Below are 15,706 nucleotides of genomic sequence, written 5' to 3'. Positions count from 1 at the left end.
GCCAGAAGCGTTCTTTACAGCTGACGGAAACGGCTGCGTACGCCGAAGGTTTCCGAGGTGACGTAGCGTTCAACCTGACGCAAGCGCTGTTCGCTGGCTTTCAGCTCACGATCGGCCTCCTGCAGCAACGTCCGTGGCGAGGGTGCCGCTTCACCGTCGAACTCACTGGCGGGTACCGGATCCAGCACGTAACTGAGAATGATGTAAGCCACCACGGTGAACATAAACAGGCCGAAGAAAATCGACAGCACCGCCATGATCCGCAGCAGTTTTACCGGTACGCCCAGGTAGTGCGCCAGACCGGCAAGGACGCCTTTTATCACGCCCTCTTCCGGTACGCGGTAGAGTTTTCGTTCTGACATTCGGCTCGTCATTATGATTGCCTCCAGCCCGGATGTTCGGAATCCAGAATTTCTTCCAGCGCCTGAATACGTTCACGCATGCGCTGCGCATCTTGCGTCAGGCTGGAGAGATTTTGCATCTCATGCTGACTGAGCTGAGTGCCATTTTGCTGGCGATTGCTGTAGTGAAGCCACAACCACACGGGCGCCACGAATAAAACGAAAATGGTCAGCGGAATAGCTAAAAACAGGAAGCTCATTGTCTCTCCTTATGAGTCTTTTTTGTGCCGGTTAAGGCGTTTGTCCTGCAGTGTGAACCCGCCCGCAGGCAGGTTCATCAACGGTGCAATGCGCAATTATGCGTCCTGGCTACCGTTCATTTTAGCTTTCAGGGCAGCGATCTGTGCGCTGATTTCATCGTCGGCTTTCAGTTCGGCGAATTCCTGATCCAGCGATTTCTTTTTGCCAATACCGACCGTTTCAGCCTCGGCTTCCATGTGATCGATGCGGCGTTCAAACTGCTCAAAACGCGCCATCGCTTCATCAATTTTACCGCTGTCCAGCTGACGGCGAACGTCACGGGAAGATGACGCGGCCTGATGGCGCAAAGTCAGCGCCTGCTGACGGGCACGGGTTTCGGTCAGTTTGCTTTCCAGCTCGCCAATTTCTGACTTCATGCGATCCAGCGTTTCTTCCACGACGGTCACTTCATTTTTCAGCACAATAACCAGGTCGGAGAGTTTCTGTTTTTCAATCAGCGCAGCACGCGCCAGATCGTCTTTTCCTTTACGCAGCGCCAGCTCGGCTTTGTCCTGCCATTCGGCCTGCTGAGACTCGCCCTGATCGATGCGGCGGATCAGCTGTTTCTTTTCTGCCAGCGCACGGGCGGAGGTCGAACGTAACTCAACCAGCGTGTCTTCCATTTCCTGAATCATCAGACGAACCAGCTTTTGCGGATCTTCAGCTTTATCCAGCAGCGTGTTGATGTTGGCGTTGATGATGTCAGCGAAGCGAGAAAAAATACCCATAATCGAAATTCCTCTTTGATTCTGTTTGGTTTCCGGCCAAATGATTACCGGTCAAATCCGCAGGAAATTTTTCAGCTGCGGCGATAAACCTATATCAGGATCCGTGCCAACTTTTTAAAATCTTTATCTTCATGAATAAATTGAATTTTTTAATGACGACTCTGCTATGCTTATTTTTCAAGATGATGATTTTCACTAAGTGTTAGTGTGTTTCACCACGCAAGGAAGACCAAATGACGGATAACACAGACAATTTACTTGGCGAAGCCAACGCCTTCATCGAAGTGCTGGAACAGGTGTCACAACTGGCAAAGCTGAACAAACCGGTTCTGGTTACCGGCGAACGCGGCAGCGGTAAAGAACTGATCGCGCATCGTCTGCATTATCTGTCCCCGCGCTGGCAGGGGCCGTTCATTTCTCTTAACTGTGCGGCACTGAATGAAAACCTGCTGGATTCCGAGTTGTTCGGCCACGAGGCTGGCGCATTTACCGGCGCGCAGAAACGCCATCTGGGCCGATTTGAGCGCGCCGACGGCGGAACGCTGTTCCTCGATGAGCTGGCGACCGCGCCGATGCTGGTGCAGGAAAAACTGCTGCGCGTGATTGAATACGGGCATCTGGAGCGAGTCGGCGGCAGCCAGCCGTTGCAGGTGGATGTGCGGCTGGTGTGCGCAACGAATGATGATTTACCCGCGCTGGCTGAAGCAGGAAAATTCCGCGCCGACCTGCTCGACCGTCTGGCTTTCGACGTGGTTCAGTTGCCGCCCCTGCGTGAGCGCCAGCAGGACATCATGTTACTGGCCGAACATTTCGCCATTCAGATGTGCCGCGAACTCTCACTGCCGTTGTTTCCCGGTTTCACTGAACATGCGCATGACACGCTGATGCGTTATCGCTGGCCGGGAAATATCCGGGAGCTCAAAAACGTCGTCGAACGCTCGATGTACCGCCACGGCACCAGCGAGTTTCCGCTCGACAACATTATTCTCAATCCTTTCGCACAACGCACCGCGGCGGAAAAACCGGAGACGCCCGCTGATAACCCGACGCTGCCGGACTTACCGCTGGATTTAAAACAATGGGTGACCGGTCAGGAAAAAAATCTGATCGAGCAGGCACTGCGGCAGGCACGTTTCAACCAGCGCAAGGCGGCTGAATTACTGAACGTCACTTATCATCAGTTACGCGGCATGTTGAAGAAGCATGGAATACAGGTAAATGCGCAGGAAAGTGACTGAATTTCAGACAAAAAAAAAGCCAGCACCCGAGCTGGCTAAGTCATTCTGGAAGCAATGTGAGCAATGTCGTACCTCGCGATTAACGCCCCTGGCGGGACACCTCTCGTCCGGTGAAAAGAATGATAATGGTTCTCAGTATCGTCTGTAAAGCACTTTGTTGAGAATTTTTCTCATTACCACAACGTCATTATGGCTACTTATTGAACAACCTTAACCTCCTTAAGGATTACCATTCAGGGAACGGATCGGCCATTGCCATCCAGTTATCGATGCCCTCTGCCATCTGTTCTTCACTTAACAGGCACGCATCCAGCTGGCGGATAATCTCCGCCTTATCGAGATGCTGACCAATAAACACCAGCTCCTGGCGCATGTCGCCGAACGGTTCCACCCATTTCTCCATGATCTGTTCGCGCGTTTCCTCATCCTGCGGCCAGTCGCTTTCTGGCAGGGCGCGCCAGAAAATACCCGCCATGCCGTAGTGGGCAATTCCCCCCGCCTGACTCCACTGCCCGGCGAATCGTGGCCGCGTCGCCAGCCAGAAAAAACCTTTTGAACGCAGCAGATTGCCACCGCCCCAGTCGCCGTGCACCACGCGGTAAAACTTATCCGGATCAAACGGCCTGCGGGCGCTGTAAACAAAGCTGCTGATACCGTATTCCTCAGTCTCCGGCGTGTGCTCGCCACGCAGCTCTTTCAGCCAGCCGGGTGCCTGCTGCGCTTTAGCGAAATCGAAACGCCCCGTATTCAGCACGCTTTCCAGCGGCAGGCTGCCTGGCGAAATCGGAAGTATGTGCGCGTCCGGATTGAGGCTTTTCAGCAACGCGATAACTTCCCGCTGCTGCTGACTGTCGAGCATGTCGGTTTTACTCACCAGCAGAACGTCGCAAAACTCTATCTGGTCGATCAGCAAATCGGTCACGCTGCGGTTATCCTCCTCACCCAGACTTTCGCCTGCCTCCTGCACGCTGCGCGCTTCCTGATATTGCTGCATAAAATTGACGCCATCGACCACGGTGACCAGCGTATCCAGCCGGGCAAACTGCGACAAACTTTCGCCGTTTTCATCTTCAAAAGTGAAGGTTTCCGCTACCGGCATCGGCTCCGAGATACCGCTCGACTCAATCAGCAGATAGTCAAACCGCCCCGCCTGCGCCAGTTCACGCACCGAAATCAGCAGATCTTCGCGCAGCGTGCAGCAGATGCAGCCATTGCTCATTTCCACCAGTTTTTCCTGCTGGCGGTCGAGGGTAATTTCGTTGGCGACCAGCGCGGCATCGATATTCACTTCGCTCATGTCGTTGACGATCACCGCCACGCGCATGCCCTGCCGGTTATTAAGAATGTGATTAAGTACGGTGGTTTTGCCCGCGCCAAGAAAACCGGACAGCACGGTAACGGGAAGTAAGGACATCGTTAACCTCTTATCGAAGGAGAGTGCAGGAATACTTCGCCTGCGATTATTGTTATATTATAACATAACAATATCAGTCCAACTTCAAGGGTTTTATTTTTATCCGCATAAAATTTGCGCGATGTGCCGCAGGAATACGCGGTGTTTCGCGCAATGGATTGGGGTACCTCGCAGAGTACGGTACACTTAAGGCATTGCACCTTAACTTTGAAGCCTTTATGCGTCGTCTAACCTTGTGGATGCTTTTACTGAGCGGTTTGTCCACAGCAGTGTTTGCTGAGACTGCCCCAACACCCGCCAGCGCGCCGGTCATCACTGCGCCGGTGAAAGATATTCGCCAGAGTGGCTTTGTCTATTGTGTCAACGGCATGATCAATACGTTCAACCCGCAGAAAGCCAGCAGCGGGCTGATCATTGATACGCTCGCAGCACAATTGTATGACCGCCTGCTGGATGTTGACCCCTACACCTATCGTCTTATCCCTGAGCTGGCGCAGAGCTGGGAAGTTCTTGACGGCGGCGCGACGTACCGCTTCCATCTGCGTAAAGACGTGCCTTTCCAGCAGACAGGCTGGTTCGCGCCTTCCCGCAAAATGAATGCCGATGACGTGGTCTTCAGCTTCCAGCGCATCATTGATCCGAACAATCACTATCACGGCGTCAACGGTGAAGATTATCCCTACTTCGACAGCCTGCAATTCGCCAAAACCATCAAAAGCATCAAAAAAATTGACGACGCAACGGTTGAGTTTCGCCTGAACAATCCGGACGCCTCTTTCCTCTGGCATCTGGCGACGCACTACGCACCGGTGCTGTCTGCGGAATATGCCGCCAGTCTGCAAAAAGCAGGCAATGAAGAAGAGATCGACCGCCAGCCGGTGGGCACCGGTCCGTTCCAGCTCGGTGAATACCGTACCGGACAGTACGTGCGTCTGATGCGTAACGGGCAATACTGGAAAGGTAAACCGCGCATGGCGCAGGTGGTGATCGATATGGGCGTTGGCGGCACCGGGCGTTTATCTAAACTCCTGACCGGTGAATGCGACGTGCTGGCCTATCCTGCCGCCAGCCAGTTGTCGATTCTGCGTGAAGATCCGCGTTTGCGCCTTTCGCTGCGCCCCGGTATGAACGTGGCGTATCTGGCCTTCAATACGAATAAAGCACCGCTCAACGATCCGCGGATCCGCCAGGCGGTTGCGTTATCTATTAACAATCAACGCCTGATGCAGTCGATCTATTACGGCACAGCCGAAACCGCTGCCTCTATTCTGCCGCGCGCGTCGTGGGCGTATGACAGCAACGCGCAGGTGACGGAATATAATCCGAAGAAAGCGCAGAAAATCCTCAAAGATTTAGGGCAGGAAAAGCTGACCCTGCATTTATGGGTGCCGACCGCCTCGCAGTCGTTTAACCCGAGCCCGCTTAAAACCGCCGAACTGTTACAGGCAGACCTTGCGCAGGTGGGGATTAGAGTGATCATCGTGCCGGTCGAGGGACGTTTTCAGGAAGCCAAGCTGATGGAGATGAATCACGATCTGACCCTGACCGGCTGGTCCACCGACAGTAATGACCCGGACAGTTTCTTCAGGCCGATGCTCAGCTGTGCGGCGATCCCTTCACAGACCAACTATGCTCACTGGTGTGACCCGGCGTTTGATGAACTGCTGCGTCAGGGCCTGCTTTCCCAGCAGCTTTCGCAACGCATTGAGTTTTATCAGCAGGCGCAAAAAATTCTTGAGCAGCAACTGCCGGTGCTGCCGCTGGCCTCTTCCCTGCGCCTTCAGGCTTACCGTTATGACATCAAAGGGCTGGTTTTGAGCCCGTTCGGCAACTCGTCGTTTGCCGGTGTCTTTCGCGATGACGAAGGAAGGAAAGCACCATGATCATCTTCACGTTACGTCGCGTTCTTTTGCTGCTGGTTACGCTGTTTTTTCTCAGCCTGGTGGCCTTCAGCCTGAGCTATTTCACCCCAAATGCACCGCTGCGCGGAGCGTCGTTATGGGATGCCTACCATTTTTACTTCACCAGCTTATGCCAGCTGGACTTTGGCGTTTCCAGCATTAACGGTGAAAGCATCCGCTACCAGCTCAGGGCGGTGTTCCCGGCGACCATGGAACTATGTGTGCTGGCCTTTGCCCTGGCACTGCTGGTCGGCATTCCGTTCGGCATTCTCGCAGGCGTAATGCGCGGAAAATGGCCGGACATCGCGATCAGCAGTCTCGCCCTGCTCGGCTTCTCGATCCCCGTATTCTGGCTGGCCGTGTTGCTGATGCTGTTCTTCTCGCTACAGCTTGGCTGGCTGCCGGTGTCCGGACGGCTGGATCTGTTGTATGAGTTGAAAACCGTCACCGGCCTGACGCTGATCGACGCCTGGCTGTCTGATTCTCCGTATCGTCATGAAATGATTGTCAGTGCCATTCGCCATATGGTTTTACCGATCGCCGCGCTGGCGGTGGCACCCACCACTGAAGTGGTCCGTCTGATGCGGATTTCAACCGACGAGATCCTGACAAAAAACTATGTGAAAGCCGCCGCGACGCGGGGATTATCACGCTTCACGATTATCCGCCGCCATGTGCTGCACAATGCATTGCCGCCGATCATTCCCAAACTCGGTTTACAATTCTCCACCATGCTGACGCTGGCGATGATCACTGAAGTGGTCTTTAACTGGCCGGGCATCGGGCGCTGGCTGATTAATGCCATCCGCCAGCAGGATTACGCGGCGATCTCCGCCGGCGTGATGGTGGTCGGATCGCTGGTCATTGTGGTTAACGTGTTCTCAGACATTCTGGGTGCGCTGATGAATCCATTGAAACATAAGGAATGGTATGCCCTTCGATAACGTATACCGCGAAAAACAGGTACCCAGCCCGCTGCGTCACACGTGGGGGATTTTCTATCGCGACACATTGTCGATGATTGGTTTCTATGGCGTTATCGGGTTGCTGTTCCTGTGTGTTTTCGGGCACTTTCTGGCTCCTTACGCGCTGGATCAGCAATTTTTAGGGTATCAGCTACTGCCGCCATCCTGGTCACGCTACGGCAATGTCTCTTTCTTCCTCGGCACTGATGATCTGGGGCGTGATTTATTGAGCCGCATCCTCACCGGGGCGGCACCGACCATCGGCGGTGCGCTGGTGATTACGCTGGCGGCCTCTCTGTGCGGCGTGATTATCGGCGTTCTGGCGGGGATCTCCCGCGGGCTGAAATCCGCCATTCTTAACCATATTCTCGACACGCTTTTATCCATTCCTTCTTTATTGCTGGCGATTGTAGTGGTGGCTTTTATCGGCCCTAAACTTGAGCACGCAATGCTGGCCGTCTGGCTGGCGTTGTTGCCGCGTATTTCCCGCACCATTTACAGCGCGGTGCATGATGAGCTGGAGAAAGAGTACGTTGTCGCCGTGCGCCTCGACGGTGCGTCGACCTGGCAAATTCTGCGTTACGCGGTGCTTCCCAACATTGTGGCCGTACTGGCGACCGAGTTTACCCGCGCGCTGTCGATGGCAATTCTGGATATCGCCGCGCTCGGTTTTCTCGATTTGGGCGCGCAGCTGCCTTCGCCGGAATGGGGCGCTATGCTCGGTGATTCGCTCGAACTGGTGTACGTCGCGCCGTGGACAGTGATGCTGCCGGGGGCCGCTATTCTTATCAGCGTATTGCTGATTAACCTGCTGGGTGACGGTGTGCGTCGGGCGATCAATGCGGGAGTGGAATAATGCCATTACTTGATATCCGCAATCTGACCATCGAATTTATGACCTCAGAAGGGCCGGTTAAAGCCGTCGACCGCGTCAGCATGACGCTCAGCGCCGGGGAAATCCGCGGCCTGGTGGGAGAATCGGGTTCCGGTAAAAGCCTGATCGCCAAAGCCATCTGTGGCGTGACCAAAGATAACTGGCGCGTAACGGCTGACCGGATGCGCTTTGACGATATCGATCTGTTGCAACTGACACCGCGCGAACGCCGCAAGCTGGTGGGGCAAAACGTCTCGATGATTTTTCAGGAGCCGCAGTCCTGTCTGGACCCTTCCGAGAATATCGGACGCCAGCTGATTCAGGCGATCCCCGGCTGGACCTATAAAGGCCGCTGGTATCAGCGTTTTCGCTGGCGTAAATACCGGGCCATCGAGCTGCTGCATCGCGTCGGCATCAAAGATCATAAAGACATCATGGCCAGTTATCCTTATGAGCTGACTGAAGGTGAATGCCAGAAAGTGATGATTGCCATTGCGCTGGCGAATCAGCCACGTTTGCTGATTGCCGATGAGCCGACCAATGCCATGGAGCCGACCACGCAGGCACAGATTTTCCGTCTGCTGGCGCGGCTGAATCAGAACAATAACACCACCATTTTGCTGATAAGCCATGACCTGCAAATGATGAGCAAATGGGCAAACCGCATTAACGTGCTTTACTGCGGGCAGACCGTCGAAAGCGCCACCTGCGAAGATCTGCTGGCCACGCCACACCACCCTTATACGCAGGCGCTGATCCGCGCGATGCCTGACTTTGGCCGCTCGCTGCCCCACAAAAGTCGTCTGAATACCCTGCCCGGCGCGATCCCTTCGCTTGAGCATCTGCCCATCGGATGCCGTCTGGGGCCGCGCTGCCCTTATGCACAGAAAAAATGCATTGAAACTCCCCGTCTGCGCCTGGCGAAAACCCATGCTTATGCGTGCCACTTCCCGCTGAACATGGAGGAGCAATAATGGCCGAAACTTTCCTCGAAGTGCGTAACCTGAGCAAAACGTTCCGCTATCGCACCGGGCTGTTCAGAAAAATGAATCTTGAGGCGGTAAAACCTGTCAGCTTTACGCTGCGGGAAAAACAGACGCTGGCGATTATCGGTGAAAACGGCTCGGGTAAATCGACGCTGGCGAAAATGCTTTCCGGCATGGTGGAACCGAGCGGCGGTGAGATTCTGATTGACGATCATCCTCTGGCATTTCGTGACTACCGTTTTCGCAGCCAGCAAATCCGCATGATTTTTCAGGATCCGAGCACGTCACTCAATCCGCGTCAGCGTATCGGCCAGTTACTTGAAGCCCCGCTGCGCCTGAACAGCGAAATGGATGCCCAGCAACGGGAGCAGCGCATTAACCAGACGTTACGTCTGGTGGGGATGTTGCCAGACCATGCTAACTATTATCCGCATATGCTGGCCTCCGGGCAAAAGCAGAGCGTCGCCCTCGCCCGCGCGTTGATCCTGCAACCTAAAGTCATTGTGGCCGATGAAGCCCTGGCATCGCTGGATATGTCGATGCGATCGCAAGTCATCAACATGATGCTCGAATTACAGGAAAAACAGGGGATCTCGTATATCTACGTGACACAGCATCTCGGCATGATGAAACACATCAGCGATCAGGTGTTGGTGATGCATGAAGGGGAAGTGGTTGAGCGTGGTAATACCGCGGAAGTGCTGGCAGCACCGCTGCACGATCTCACAAAGCGACTGATTTCCAGCCACTTTGGTGAAGCGCTGACCGCCGACGCCTGGCGGCGTGACGGAAACGGACGCTGATAAATCTCATCAGGCGTGTTTGTGAAAAAACGGTGTCAGGTATCTGATGCCGTTTTTTTTAGCCATTGCGGTACAAATATTCGTCATAAATAGATTTAGCTGGCATTTCTGCGTTTATCTATTCCTTTTCGCTATGATTTATCGCTTAACATTATTTTATCTCGACACCAGGATAGGCAACGATAGGGTCTGTTAATTTGCCTGATGCAAAGGACCCGATCATGGAACAACAACGCAAGGCCGCGCACAGCGGCTGGTATCACGAGACACAATGCAGCCAGCAGGGTTATCTGCCGCTCGATCCGCATGCTGCGTTGGCTCAGGATCGCTTCTTGCTTGGGCTGGATGCACAACTGGACCCTACGCTGCGCGCCTTGATCAACGAACGTCAGGGGCTGCTGAACGCCTCACGAGCGTGTTACGATGTGCTTTTTCCGCACAGCCTGCGCGTGTCGCGCACTGAAACGCTTTCATTATATGACCGCCTGAGCAGTGCGCTCACCGTGGCACAGGTCAGCGGCGTACAGCCACTTTGTAGCCATTACGCCGCCCGCCTCGCCCCGCTCTCCAGCCCGGACGCCTCTCGTGAAAGTAACATCCGCCAGACTCACATCACCCAGTTCGCGCGATTACTTGCCACCCAGCCGACGTTAATCACCGCGCCAATGCTGAAACAGCTCAATGATATTGGCCTGAGCACGCAGGATATTGTCACCTTTACGCAACTGATCGGTTTTGTAAGTTATCAGGCGAGAGTGCTGGCTATTTTAAACGGGTTACGCGGCCGCGCAGCCGCCGTTTTGCCGGGTTTCCCTTCCCCTGAAGGTTGTGAGCAAAAGGGCTTTTCACTGGCGATGTTGCAATGGACATCACGGCTGCCGGAAGTCGCGCCTGAAAGCGCCAGCCAGCATCAGCAGGATGTGCTGGATCTGATTGCACCCGATGCGCGCTCCTCTTCGTTTTACACGCTGCTGGTTCACAATGCCGATGCACTGAGCGAATTCTCGGCGGTGTTCAATAACATCATGCAGGCGGGCGAACGTCCGAAAGCAGCCTGGCGCGAACTGGCCGCTGTGGCTACGTCAGAGCTGAACGGGTGCCTGTACTGCGCGGGCATACACGGGCGTTTGTATCTGGAAGCCGAAGGCAAGCCGGAATTAATCGAACAGTTGTTTGAGGCGACTCACCGTGATGACATTGTGGATGCGGTGTCGCAACAACAGGCCGGCAGTGCAGAAGCGGCATTGCTGGAAAGTGTCATTGCGCTAACCCGTACACCGGAACGTTTCGATGCGCGTCTGCTGCACGGTTTGTCTGACGCCGGTTATACCGCAACACAATCTCTGGATATATTGCTGACCACGGCGCTGTTCAGCTGGTCGAATCGACTGATTCAGACGCTTGGCGATACGCTGAGCAAATGATCGGCTAAATCACCCGCTTTCCTACTGATGCTTTATTCGTCAACTCCGGCAGGATTTCCCCCTGCCTGAGACATCAAATGTAAACACCCTCGCCATTTAACCTCCCTAAGTCGTACTAATCTTATTTTCAATCGGAAATTTAGTGTTAAAACGAGAAGTAGATCACATTACACCTGTTGTCGTTTTAAACGCTGATTTTTGAACACACGAAGAATGGATAAAATGCCACAAACTGCAAATTAACCGGGTTTATTCACTGTTTATTCACGATCAATGAGTGATTTAAACCATCATTGATATCGATGGAAAAATTAAACTTATATGCCTTTGAAGATGAATATTCATACAACATATTCGCGTTGCCTATTTCAAAAACATAAACGTTAATTCTGCATAACATTTCGAACACAGTTTAATCAGGTCGGATAAGTTATATGTAACGGAATATGTCAAACTCCTTGCCTCATTTACGTAGATAGTGAACATTACCTGCCGTCATCCCCATCTTATAACAATGCAAAGGGTGCTTATTTCGCGCCACTTATGCGTTTCCGCCATACGGCCGGAAGGAATAAACAGAGGTACGAGTGTCAACTGCAAACAAAACACCAAACAATGAAAGCGTGAGTCTGAACGCCTTCAAACAACCTAAAGCGTTTTATCTGATCTTCTCCATCGAACTGTGGGAACGTTTCGGTTACTACGGCCTGCAAGGGATCATGGCGGTTTACCTGGTCAAAATGCTTGGCCTGAGTGAAGCCGACTCCATTACCCTGTTCTCGTCATTCAGTGCGCTGGTCTACGGCTTCGTGGCTATCGGCGGCTGGTTGGGCGATAAAGTGCTCGGTTCAAAACGCGTGATCGTGCTGGGCGCGATTGTTCTGGCGTTAGGTTATTCATTCGTTGCCTATTCCGGCCACGAAGTTTTCTGGGTTTATCTGGGTATGGCGACCATCGCCGTCGGCAGCGGCTTGTTTAAAGCAAATCCATCCTCATTGCTTTCTACCTGCTATGCAAAAGATGACCCGCGTCTTGATGGCGCATTCACCATGTATTACATGTCCGTCAACATTGGTTCATTCTTCTCAATGCTGGCAACGCCTTGGCTGGCAGCCAAATACGGTTGGAGCGTGGCGTTCTCTCTGAGCGTGGTCGGGATGCTTATCACTATCGTAAACTTCCTTTTCTGCCGCAAATGGGTAAAACGTCAGGGTTCAAAACCGGATTTCGAACCTTTACAGTTCCAGAAACTGCTGATGGTGCTGGTGGGTGTTGTCGCGCTGGTGTTCATTTCAAGCTGGTTGCTGCATAACCAAACCATCGCACGTATGGTTCTGGGTGTGGTTTCTGTCGGCATCATCATTGTTTTTGCGAAAGAAACGTTCGCGATGAAAGGCATTGCACGCCGTAAAATGATCGTGGCTTTCCTGCTGATGATGGAAGCTGTGGTGTTCTTCGTGCTGTACAGCCAGATGCCAACGTCTCTGAACTTCTTTGCAATTCATAACGTCGGTCATGATCTGCTGGGTATCAGCTTCCAGCCTGAGCAGTTCCAGGCGCTGAACCCGTTCTGGATCATGGTTGCCAGCCCGCTGCTGGCTGCGGTTTACACCAAAGTCGGTGACCGTATGCCAATGCCGCACAAGTTTGCTATCGGTATGGTGCTGTGTTCCGGTGCGTTCCTGGTGCTGCCGTGGGGTGCGAGCCTGGCTAATGAAAACGGTATTGTGTCTGTTAACTGGCTGGTACTGAGCTATGCATTGCAGAGTATCGGTGAGCTGATGATTTCTGGCCTCGGTCTGGCCATGGTGGCACAGCTGGTTCCACAACGTCTGATGGGCTTCATCATGGGCGCATGGTTCCTGACGACCGCAGCCGCTGCGATTATTGCAGGCTACGTGGCTAACCTGACGGCCGTTCCTTCCGACATTCAGGATGCGCACGCTTCGCTGGCCATTTACAGCCATGTGTTCCTGCAGATTGGTATGGCGACAGCCGTCATTGCCGTGCTGATGCTGATCACCGCGTCTAAGCTGCACCGCATGACGCTGGATCGTGACACTGACGAAAAACAACCTGATCTGGCTTCTGCGCAATAATCACAGAAAGCATTTGATGATGGTTACAGAGCGCCTCCTTTCGGGAGGCGTTTTTTTTGGTGCTAATTTAGCAAAGGTCTTCATTGTGTTAGGATTGTGTAAGTTTACTCCTGCGGACATGGCCCTTTCTGATGAGCAACCGTTACACCAAATATGAACAACTCACGCGCTGTTTAGCTGCTGATATCCTCAAAAATAAAAAGTCATTCTCATGGCGACGCATCATCCTGCGATGCATTAAACAGCCTAAGCACCGATACATTTTTTGGTGGAGGATCGCGAGTTACTTGTACTCAACCGACAGCCATTTTTGTAAAAGCCGTGCGCGGAAGATCAACTTCTCCCTCATCAAAAAATACAACATTGAAATTATGCTGGGTACGCAAATTGGTGAAGGGATCAGGCTGCCCCATTTCACAGGTATCGTGATTAATCCCTATTGCAACATAGGGAAAAATGTCCGCATCCGGCAAAATACGACGATTGGAATCAAAGATGATGTGGAGGGTGTGCTCCTGACCATTGGCGATAATGTCGATATTGGCGCGAACTGCTGCATTATTGGGAACGACATCACGATTGGTAATAATGTTGTGATTGGTGCGATGTCTTTTATCAATAAAAGCATTCCGGATGATGTTGTTTGCTATACCGAAAAAACCAATAAGATCATTGTCAGAACAGAGTAAATCGCGCTTTCAGTCAGCCCAGATAATAACGCCCTTTCCCGCCCTGCTTGGCGCGATACATGGCGGCATCTGCGCGTGCCATCAGCGTGTCGGGCATCATAGGCTGACGCGCACGCCCGATGGAGACACCGATGCTGGCAGACAATGCGACCGGCACACCGGCGATTTTTTCGATGGTTGTGAGGGCGCTTATCAGCCCGAGACAGATGCGGCTGACATCATTTTCGCTGTTGCCCAGGTGGCTGAGTAAGACGGTGAATTCATCACCCGCCAGTCGCGCGACGATATCTTGCGAACGCAAATGGGTTCGCAGGGTGTCTGCGAAAAACTTAAGCACCAGATCGCCAAATTCGTGCCCGTAGGTGTCGTTGTAAGCTTTAAAATTATCAATATCCAAAAAGAGCAATGCGATGTCTTTATCTGCTTTTTCTTGTTGTTTTGCGGCATACATCAGGGACTGCTGAAACGCCCGGCGGTTTGGCAGCCCGGTCAGTGAATCATGATTCGCTTCGAACTCCAGCTGCGCCTGAAGTTTTTTGATCTCGGTAATGTCGGTGGAAAGGCCGTAGTAACCGTTACGGACATCGTCGCAGGGAATAAGCGTGGTATGCAGTACGCCCCCCATGCCGAACCCCGAATTATCCGGCAATTCGATCTCATAACTGACCGTTATGCCCTGCAAAACCTGCCTGATGTAGGGCTGAATAATCTGATAACTCGCGTAGCCCACCACATCACGCACCTGCCGACCTCTGACCTTCTCCTCCTCCACGCCATACCAGTTGGCATGAAAATGATTCACAAAGGTGTATTGCTCGCTGGCGTCCACGTGACAGATAAGCGCGGGGATATTATCGGTGATGGCCCGCAGACGATTTTTACTTTCGGTCAGTTCTCTTTCGCGCGTCAGGCGCCGGGCAATCTCCTGATGCAGCTGATCCATTGCGACCTGCAGTTCGACGGTGCGCGCAGCAACGCGGCGCTCAAGATCGCCCTGCAGGGAGTACAGTGCCTGTTCGATGTGTTTGCGTTCGGTTATGTCGCTGATGACCACGATATAGTGATGCGCTTCCCCCGCGGCATTGCGCACCAGCGACGCCGTCAGGGTGACCCAAAGGGTGCTGCCATTGGCACGTTGCAGGAGTTTTTCGACGCTGAAACTGTTGATTTCACCCGACAGTAATCGCGGGATAAGGATGTTTTCAGCGTAGACGTCGTCGGCGTGCGTTACGTCATGCAACAGACAGGCACGCAGCTGAAACTCCGCATAGCCGAGCATGTTGCAGACCTGCGGATTAATGCGCAGCCAGCGCCAGTCGAGCGCGACGAGTGAGAATCCCACGGCAGCATGGGCAAATGTTTGCTCAAACAGGGCTTCGCTTTTTGCCAGATTATCTTCTACGGTCGCGGTGTACTGGCGGTTTTCGAGATGCAGAATGTAGCTTTGGACCAGCGCGGTCATATCCAGCAAAGTTTGCTGATCTTCATCACTCCACTCGCGGGGCTGATCATCCAGCAGACAGAATGCGCCGAGTGCAACACCTTCTTTGGAATGCAGCGCGCATCCTGCATAAAACACAATGTGCGGGTCGCCGCAGACCAGAGGATTGTCGTGAAACCGCAGATCAAGCCGGGCATCTCTGACAATTAACGGCCCTGCTTCAAGAATGGTGTGACCGCAAAAAGAGGTGTCGCGGGGAGACTGATTGATATTGAGGCCAGTTTGGGAGAGAAACCACTGCCGGTCGGAATCAATCAGCGAGACTAAGACCGCCTTAGCCTGAAACTGCCGGGCCGCCATACGCGTAATGCGATCTATCTCCTCGATCCTGGGCGTATCCAGTATGCCCAGTGACGCCAGTATCGTCAGACGCGCCTGTTCATCTACTGCCTGTTGAGGGACTAACATAATGGACTCTCAGTCATTACCGTTGGACATCTCAA

At 53.2% G+C, this 15,706-nt stretch carries 14 protein-coding genes; 9 read left to right on the top strand and 5 right to left on the bottom strand.

Annotated elements, in window-relative coordinates; all coding sequences use genetic code 11:
- Positions 1-14: 14 nt before the first annotated feature.
- The 3 genes from pspC to pspA all read right to left on the bottom strand — a co-directional run bounded on the left by pspC (position 15) and on the right by pspA (position 1,369).
- On the bottom strand, positions 15-374 hold the full coding sequence (pspC, locus tag J1779_RS07115) for an envelope stress response membrane protein PspC (protein ID WP_136377376.1): 360 nt from the start codon (positions 372-374) through the stop codon (positions 15-17).
- Positions 374-601: an envelope stress response membrane protein PspB gene (pspB, locus tag J1779_RS07110; protein ID WP_056773709.1), complete on the bottom strand. Its 228-nt coding sequence runs from the start codon at positions 599-601 to the stop codon at positions 374-376. The genes pspC and pspB overlap by 1 nt, the downstream gene beginning before the upstream one ends.
- A gap of 96 nt (positions 602-697) precedes the next feature.
- Positions 698-1,369: a phage shock protein PspA gene (gene pspA / locus J1779_RS07105; protein WP_056773707.1), complete on the bottom strand. Its 672-nt coding sequence runs from the start codon at positions 1,367-1,369 to the stop codon at positions 698-700.
- 233 nt (positions 1,370-1,602) lie between these two features.
- On the opposite strand from pspA, the gene pspF reads away from it, so the two are divergent.
- Complete coding sequence (gene pspF / locus J1779_RS07100; protein WP_217203285.1) at positions 1,603-2,607, top strand: phage shock protein operon transcriptional activator; 1,005 nt, start codon at positions 1,603-1,605, stop codon at positions 2,605-2,607.
- A gap of 226 nt (positions 2,608-2,833) precedes the next feature.
- Here the strand turns inward: pspF and zigA are convergent, their stop codons facing one another.
- A complete protein-coding gene (gene zigA, locus J1779_RS07095; protein ID WP_217203283.1) occupies positions 2,834-4,021 on the bottom strand; it encodes a zinc metallochaperone GTPase ZigA in 1,188 nt (395 codons plus the stop codon).
- 218 nt (positions 4,022-4,239) lie between these two features.
- Between zigA and sapA the strand changes: the two genes are divergently transcribed.
- The 8 genes from sapA (at position 4,240) to J1779_RS07055 (ending at position 13,762) form a co-directional block, all read left to right on the top strand.
- A complete protein-coding gene (sapA, locus tag J1779_RS07090; RefSeq protein ID WP_217203281.1) occupies positions 4,240-5,904 on the top strand; it encodes an ABC transporter substrate-binding protein SapA in 1,665 nt (554 codons plus the stop codon).
- Entirely contained in the window at positions 5,901-6,866 is a 966-nt protein-coding gene (sapB, locus tag J1779_RS07085) for a putrescine export ABC transporter permease SapB (protein ID WP_056773694.1), read from the top strand. Before sapA ends, sapB begins: the two co-directional genes overlap by 4 nt.
- Positions 6,853-7,743 (top strand): putrescine export ABC transporter permease SapC, encoded by an 891-nt coding sequence (gene sapC, locus J1779_RS07080; RefSeq protein WP_122095575.1) that lies wholly within the window; start codon positions 6,853-6,855, stop codon positions 7,741-7,743. The genes sapB and sapC overlap by 14 nt, the downstream gene beginning before the upstream one ends.
- Positions 7,743-8,735, top strand: a complete 993-nt coding sequence (gene sapD, locus J1779_RS07075) for a putrescine export ABC transporter ATP-binding protein SapD (protein ID WP_056773685.1) — start codon at positions 7,743-7,745, stop codon at positions 8,733-8,735. The genes sapC and sapD overlap by 1 nt, the downstream gene beginning before the upstream one ends.
- On the top strand, positions 8,735-9,550 hold the full coding sequence (gene sapF, locus J1779_RS07070) for a putrescine export ABC transporter ATP-binding protein SapF (RefSeq protein ID WP_056773684.1): 816 nt from the start codon (positions 8,735-8,737) through the stop codon (positions 9,548-9,550). The genes sapD and sapF overlap by 1 nt, the downstream gene beginning before the upstream one ends.
- Positions 9,551-9,771: 221 nt before the next feature.
- Complete coding sequence (locus J1779_RS07065; RefSeq protein WP_056773681.1) at positions 9,772-10,974, top strand: CMD domain-containing protein; 1,203 nt, start codon at positions 9,772-9,774, stop codon at positions 10,972-10,974.
- A 587-nt stretch (positions 10,975-11,561) separates the two neighbouring features.
- Complete coding sequence (dtpA, locus tag J1779_RS07060; protein ID WP_056773678.1) at positions 11,562-13,073, top strand: dipeptide/tripeptide permease DtpA; 1,512 nt, start codon at positions 11,562-11,564, stop codon at positions 13,071-13,073.
- A gap of 131 nt (positions 13,074-13,204) precedes the next feature.
- The gene (locus J1779_RS07055; RefSeq protein WP_056773675.1) at positions 13,205-13,762 is read left to right on the top strand and encodes a serine acetyltransferase; all 558 of its coding nucleotides are present in this window, start codon (positions 13,205-13,207) and stop codon (positions 13,760-13,762) included.
- Positions 13,763-13,775: 13 nt separating this feature from the next.
- Here J1779_RS07055 and J1779_RS07050 read toward each other — a convergent pair whose 3' ends face one another.
- Positions 13,776-15,671, bottom strand: a complete 1,896-nt coding sequence (locus tag J1779_RS07050) for a diguanylate cyclase domain-containing protein (protein WP_217203279.1) — start codon at positions 15,669-15,671, stop codon at positions 13,776-13,778.
- Positions 15,672-15,706 lie beyond the last annotated feature (35 nt).

Origin of the sequence: Rahnella rivi, assembly GCF_019049655.1 — a bacterium.
GTDB lineage: Bacteria > Pseudomonadota > Gammaproteobacteria > Enterobacterales > Enterobacteriaceae > Rahnella > Rahnella rivi.
Note: the sequence above shows the minus strand (reverse complement) of the source record. Positions and strands in the feature narration are given on the sequence as shown.

Coding starts and splice junctions, on each gene's coding strand:
- pspC (WP_136377376.1), bottom strand. CDS start 374: ATGACGAGCCGAATGTCAGAACGAAAACTCTACCGCGTACCGGAAGAG.
- pspB (WP_056773709.1), bottom strand. CDS start 601: ATGAGCTTCCTGTTTTTAGCTATTCCGCTGACCATTTTCGTTTTATTC.
- pspA (WP_056773707.1), bottom strand. CDS start 1,369: ATGGGTATTTTTTCTCGCTTCGCTGACATCATCAACGCCAACATCAAC.
- pspF (WP_217203285.1), top strand. CDS start 1,603: ATGACGGATAACACAGACAATTTACTTGGCGAAGCCAACGCCTTCATC.
- zigA (WP_217203283.1), bottom strand. CDS start 4,021: ATGTCCTTACTTCCCGTTACCGTGCTGTCCGGTTTTCTTGGCGCGGGC.
- sapA (WP_217203281.1), top strand. CDS start 4,240: ATGCGTCGTCTAACCTTGTGGATGCTTTTACTGAGCGGTTTGTCCACA.
- sapB (WP_056773694.1), top strand. CDS start 5,901: ATGATCATCTTCACGTTACGTCGCGTTCTTTTGCTGCTGGTTACGCTG.
- sapC (WP_122095575.1), top strand. CDS start 6,853: ATGCCCTTCGATAACGTATACCGCGAAAAACAGGTACCCAGCCCGCTG.
- sapD (WP_056773685.1), top strand. CDS start 7,743: ATGCCATTACTTGATATCCGCAATCTGACCATCGAATTTATGACCTCA.
- sapF (WP_056773684.1), top strand. CDS start 8,735: ATGGCCGAAACTTTCCTCGAAGTGCGTAACCTGAGCAAAACGTTCCGC.
- J1779_RS07065 (WP_056773681.1), top strand. CDS start 9,772: ATGGAACAACAACGCAAGGCCGCGCACAGCGGCTGGTATCACGAGACA.
- J1779_RS07055 (WP_056773675.1), top strand. CDS start 13,205: ATGAGCAACCGTTACACCAAATATGAACAACTCACGCGCTGTTTAGCT.
- J1779_RS07050 (WP_217203279.1), bottom strand. CDS start 15,671: ATGTTAGTCCCTCAACAGGCAGTAGATGAACAGGCGCGTCTGACGATA.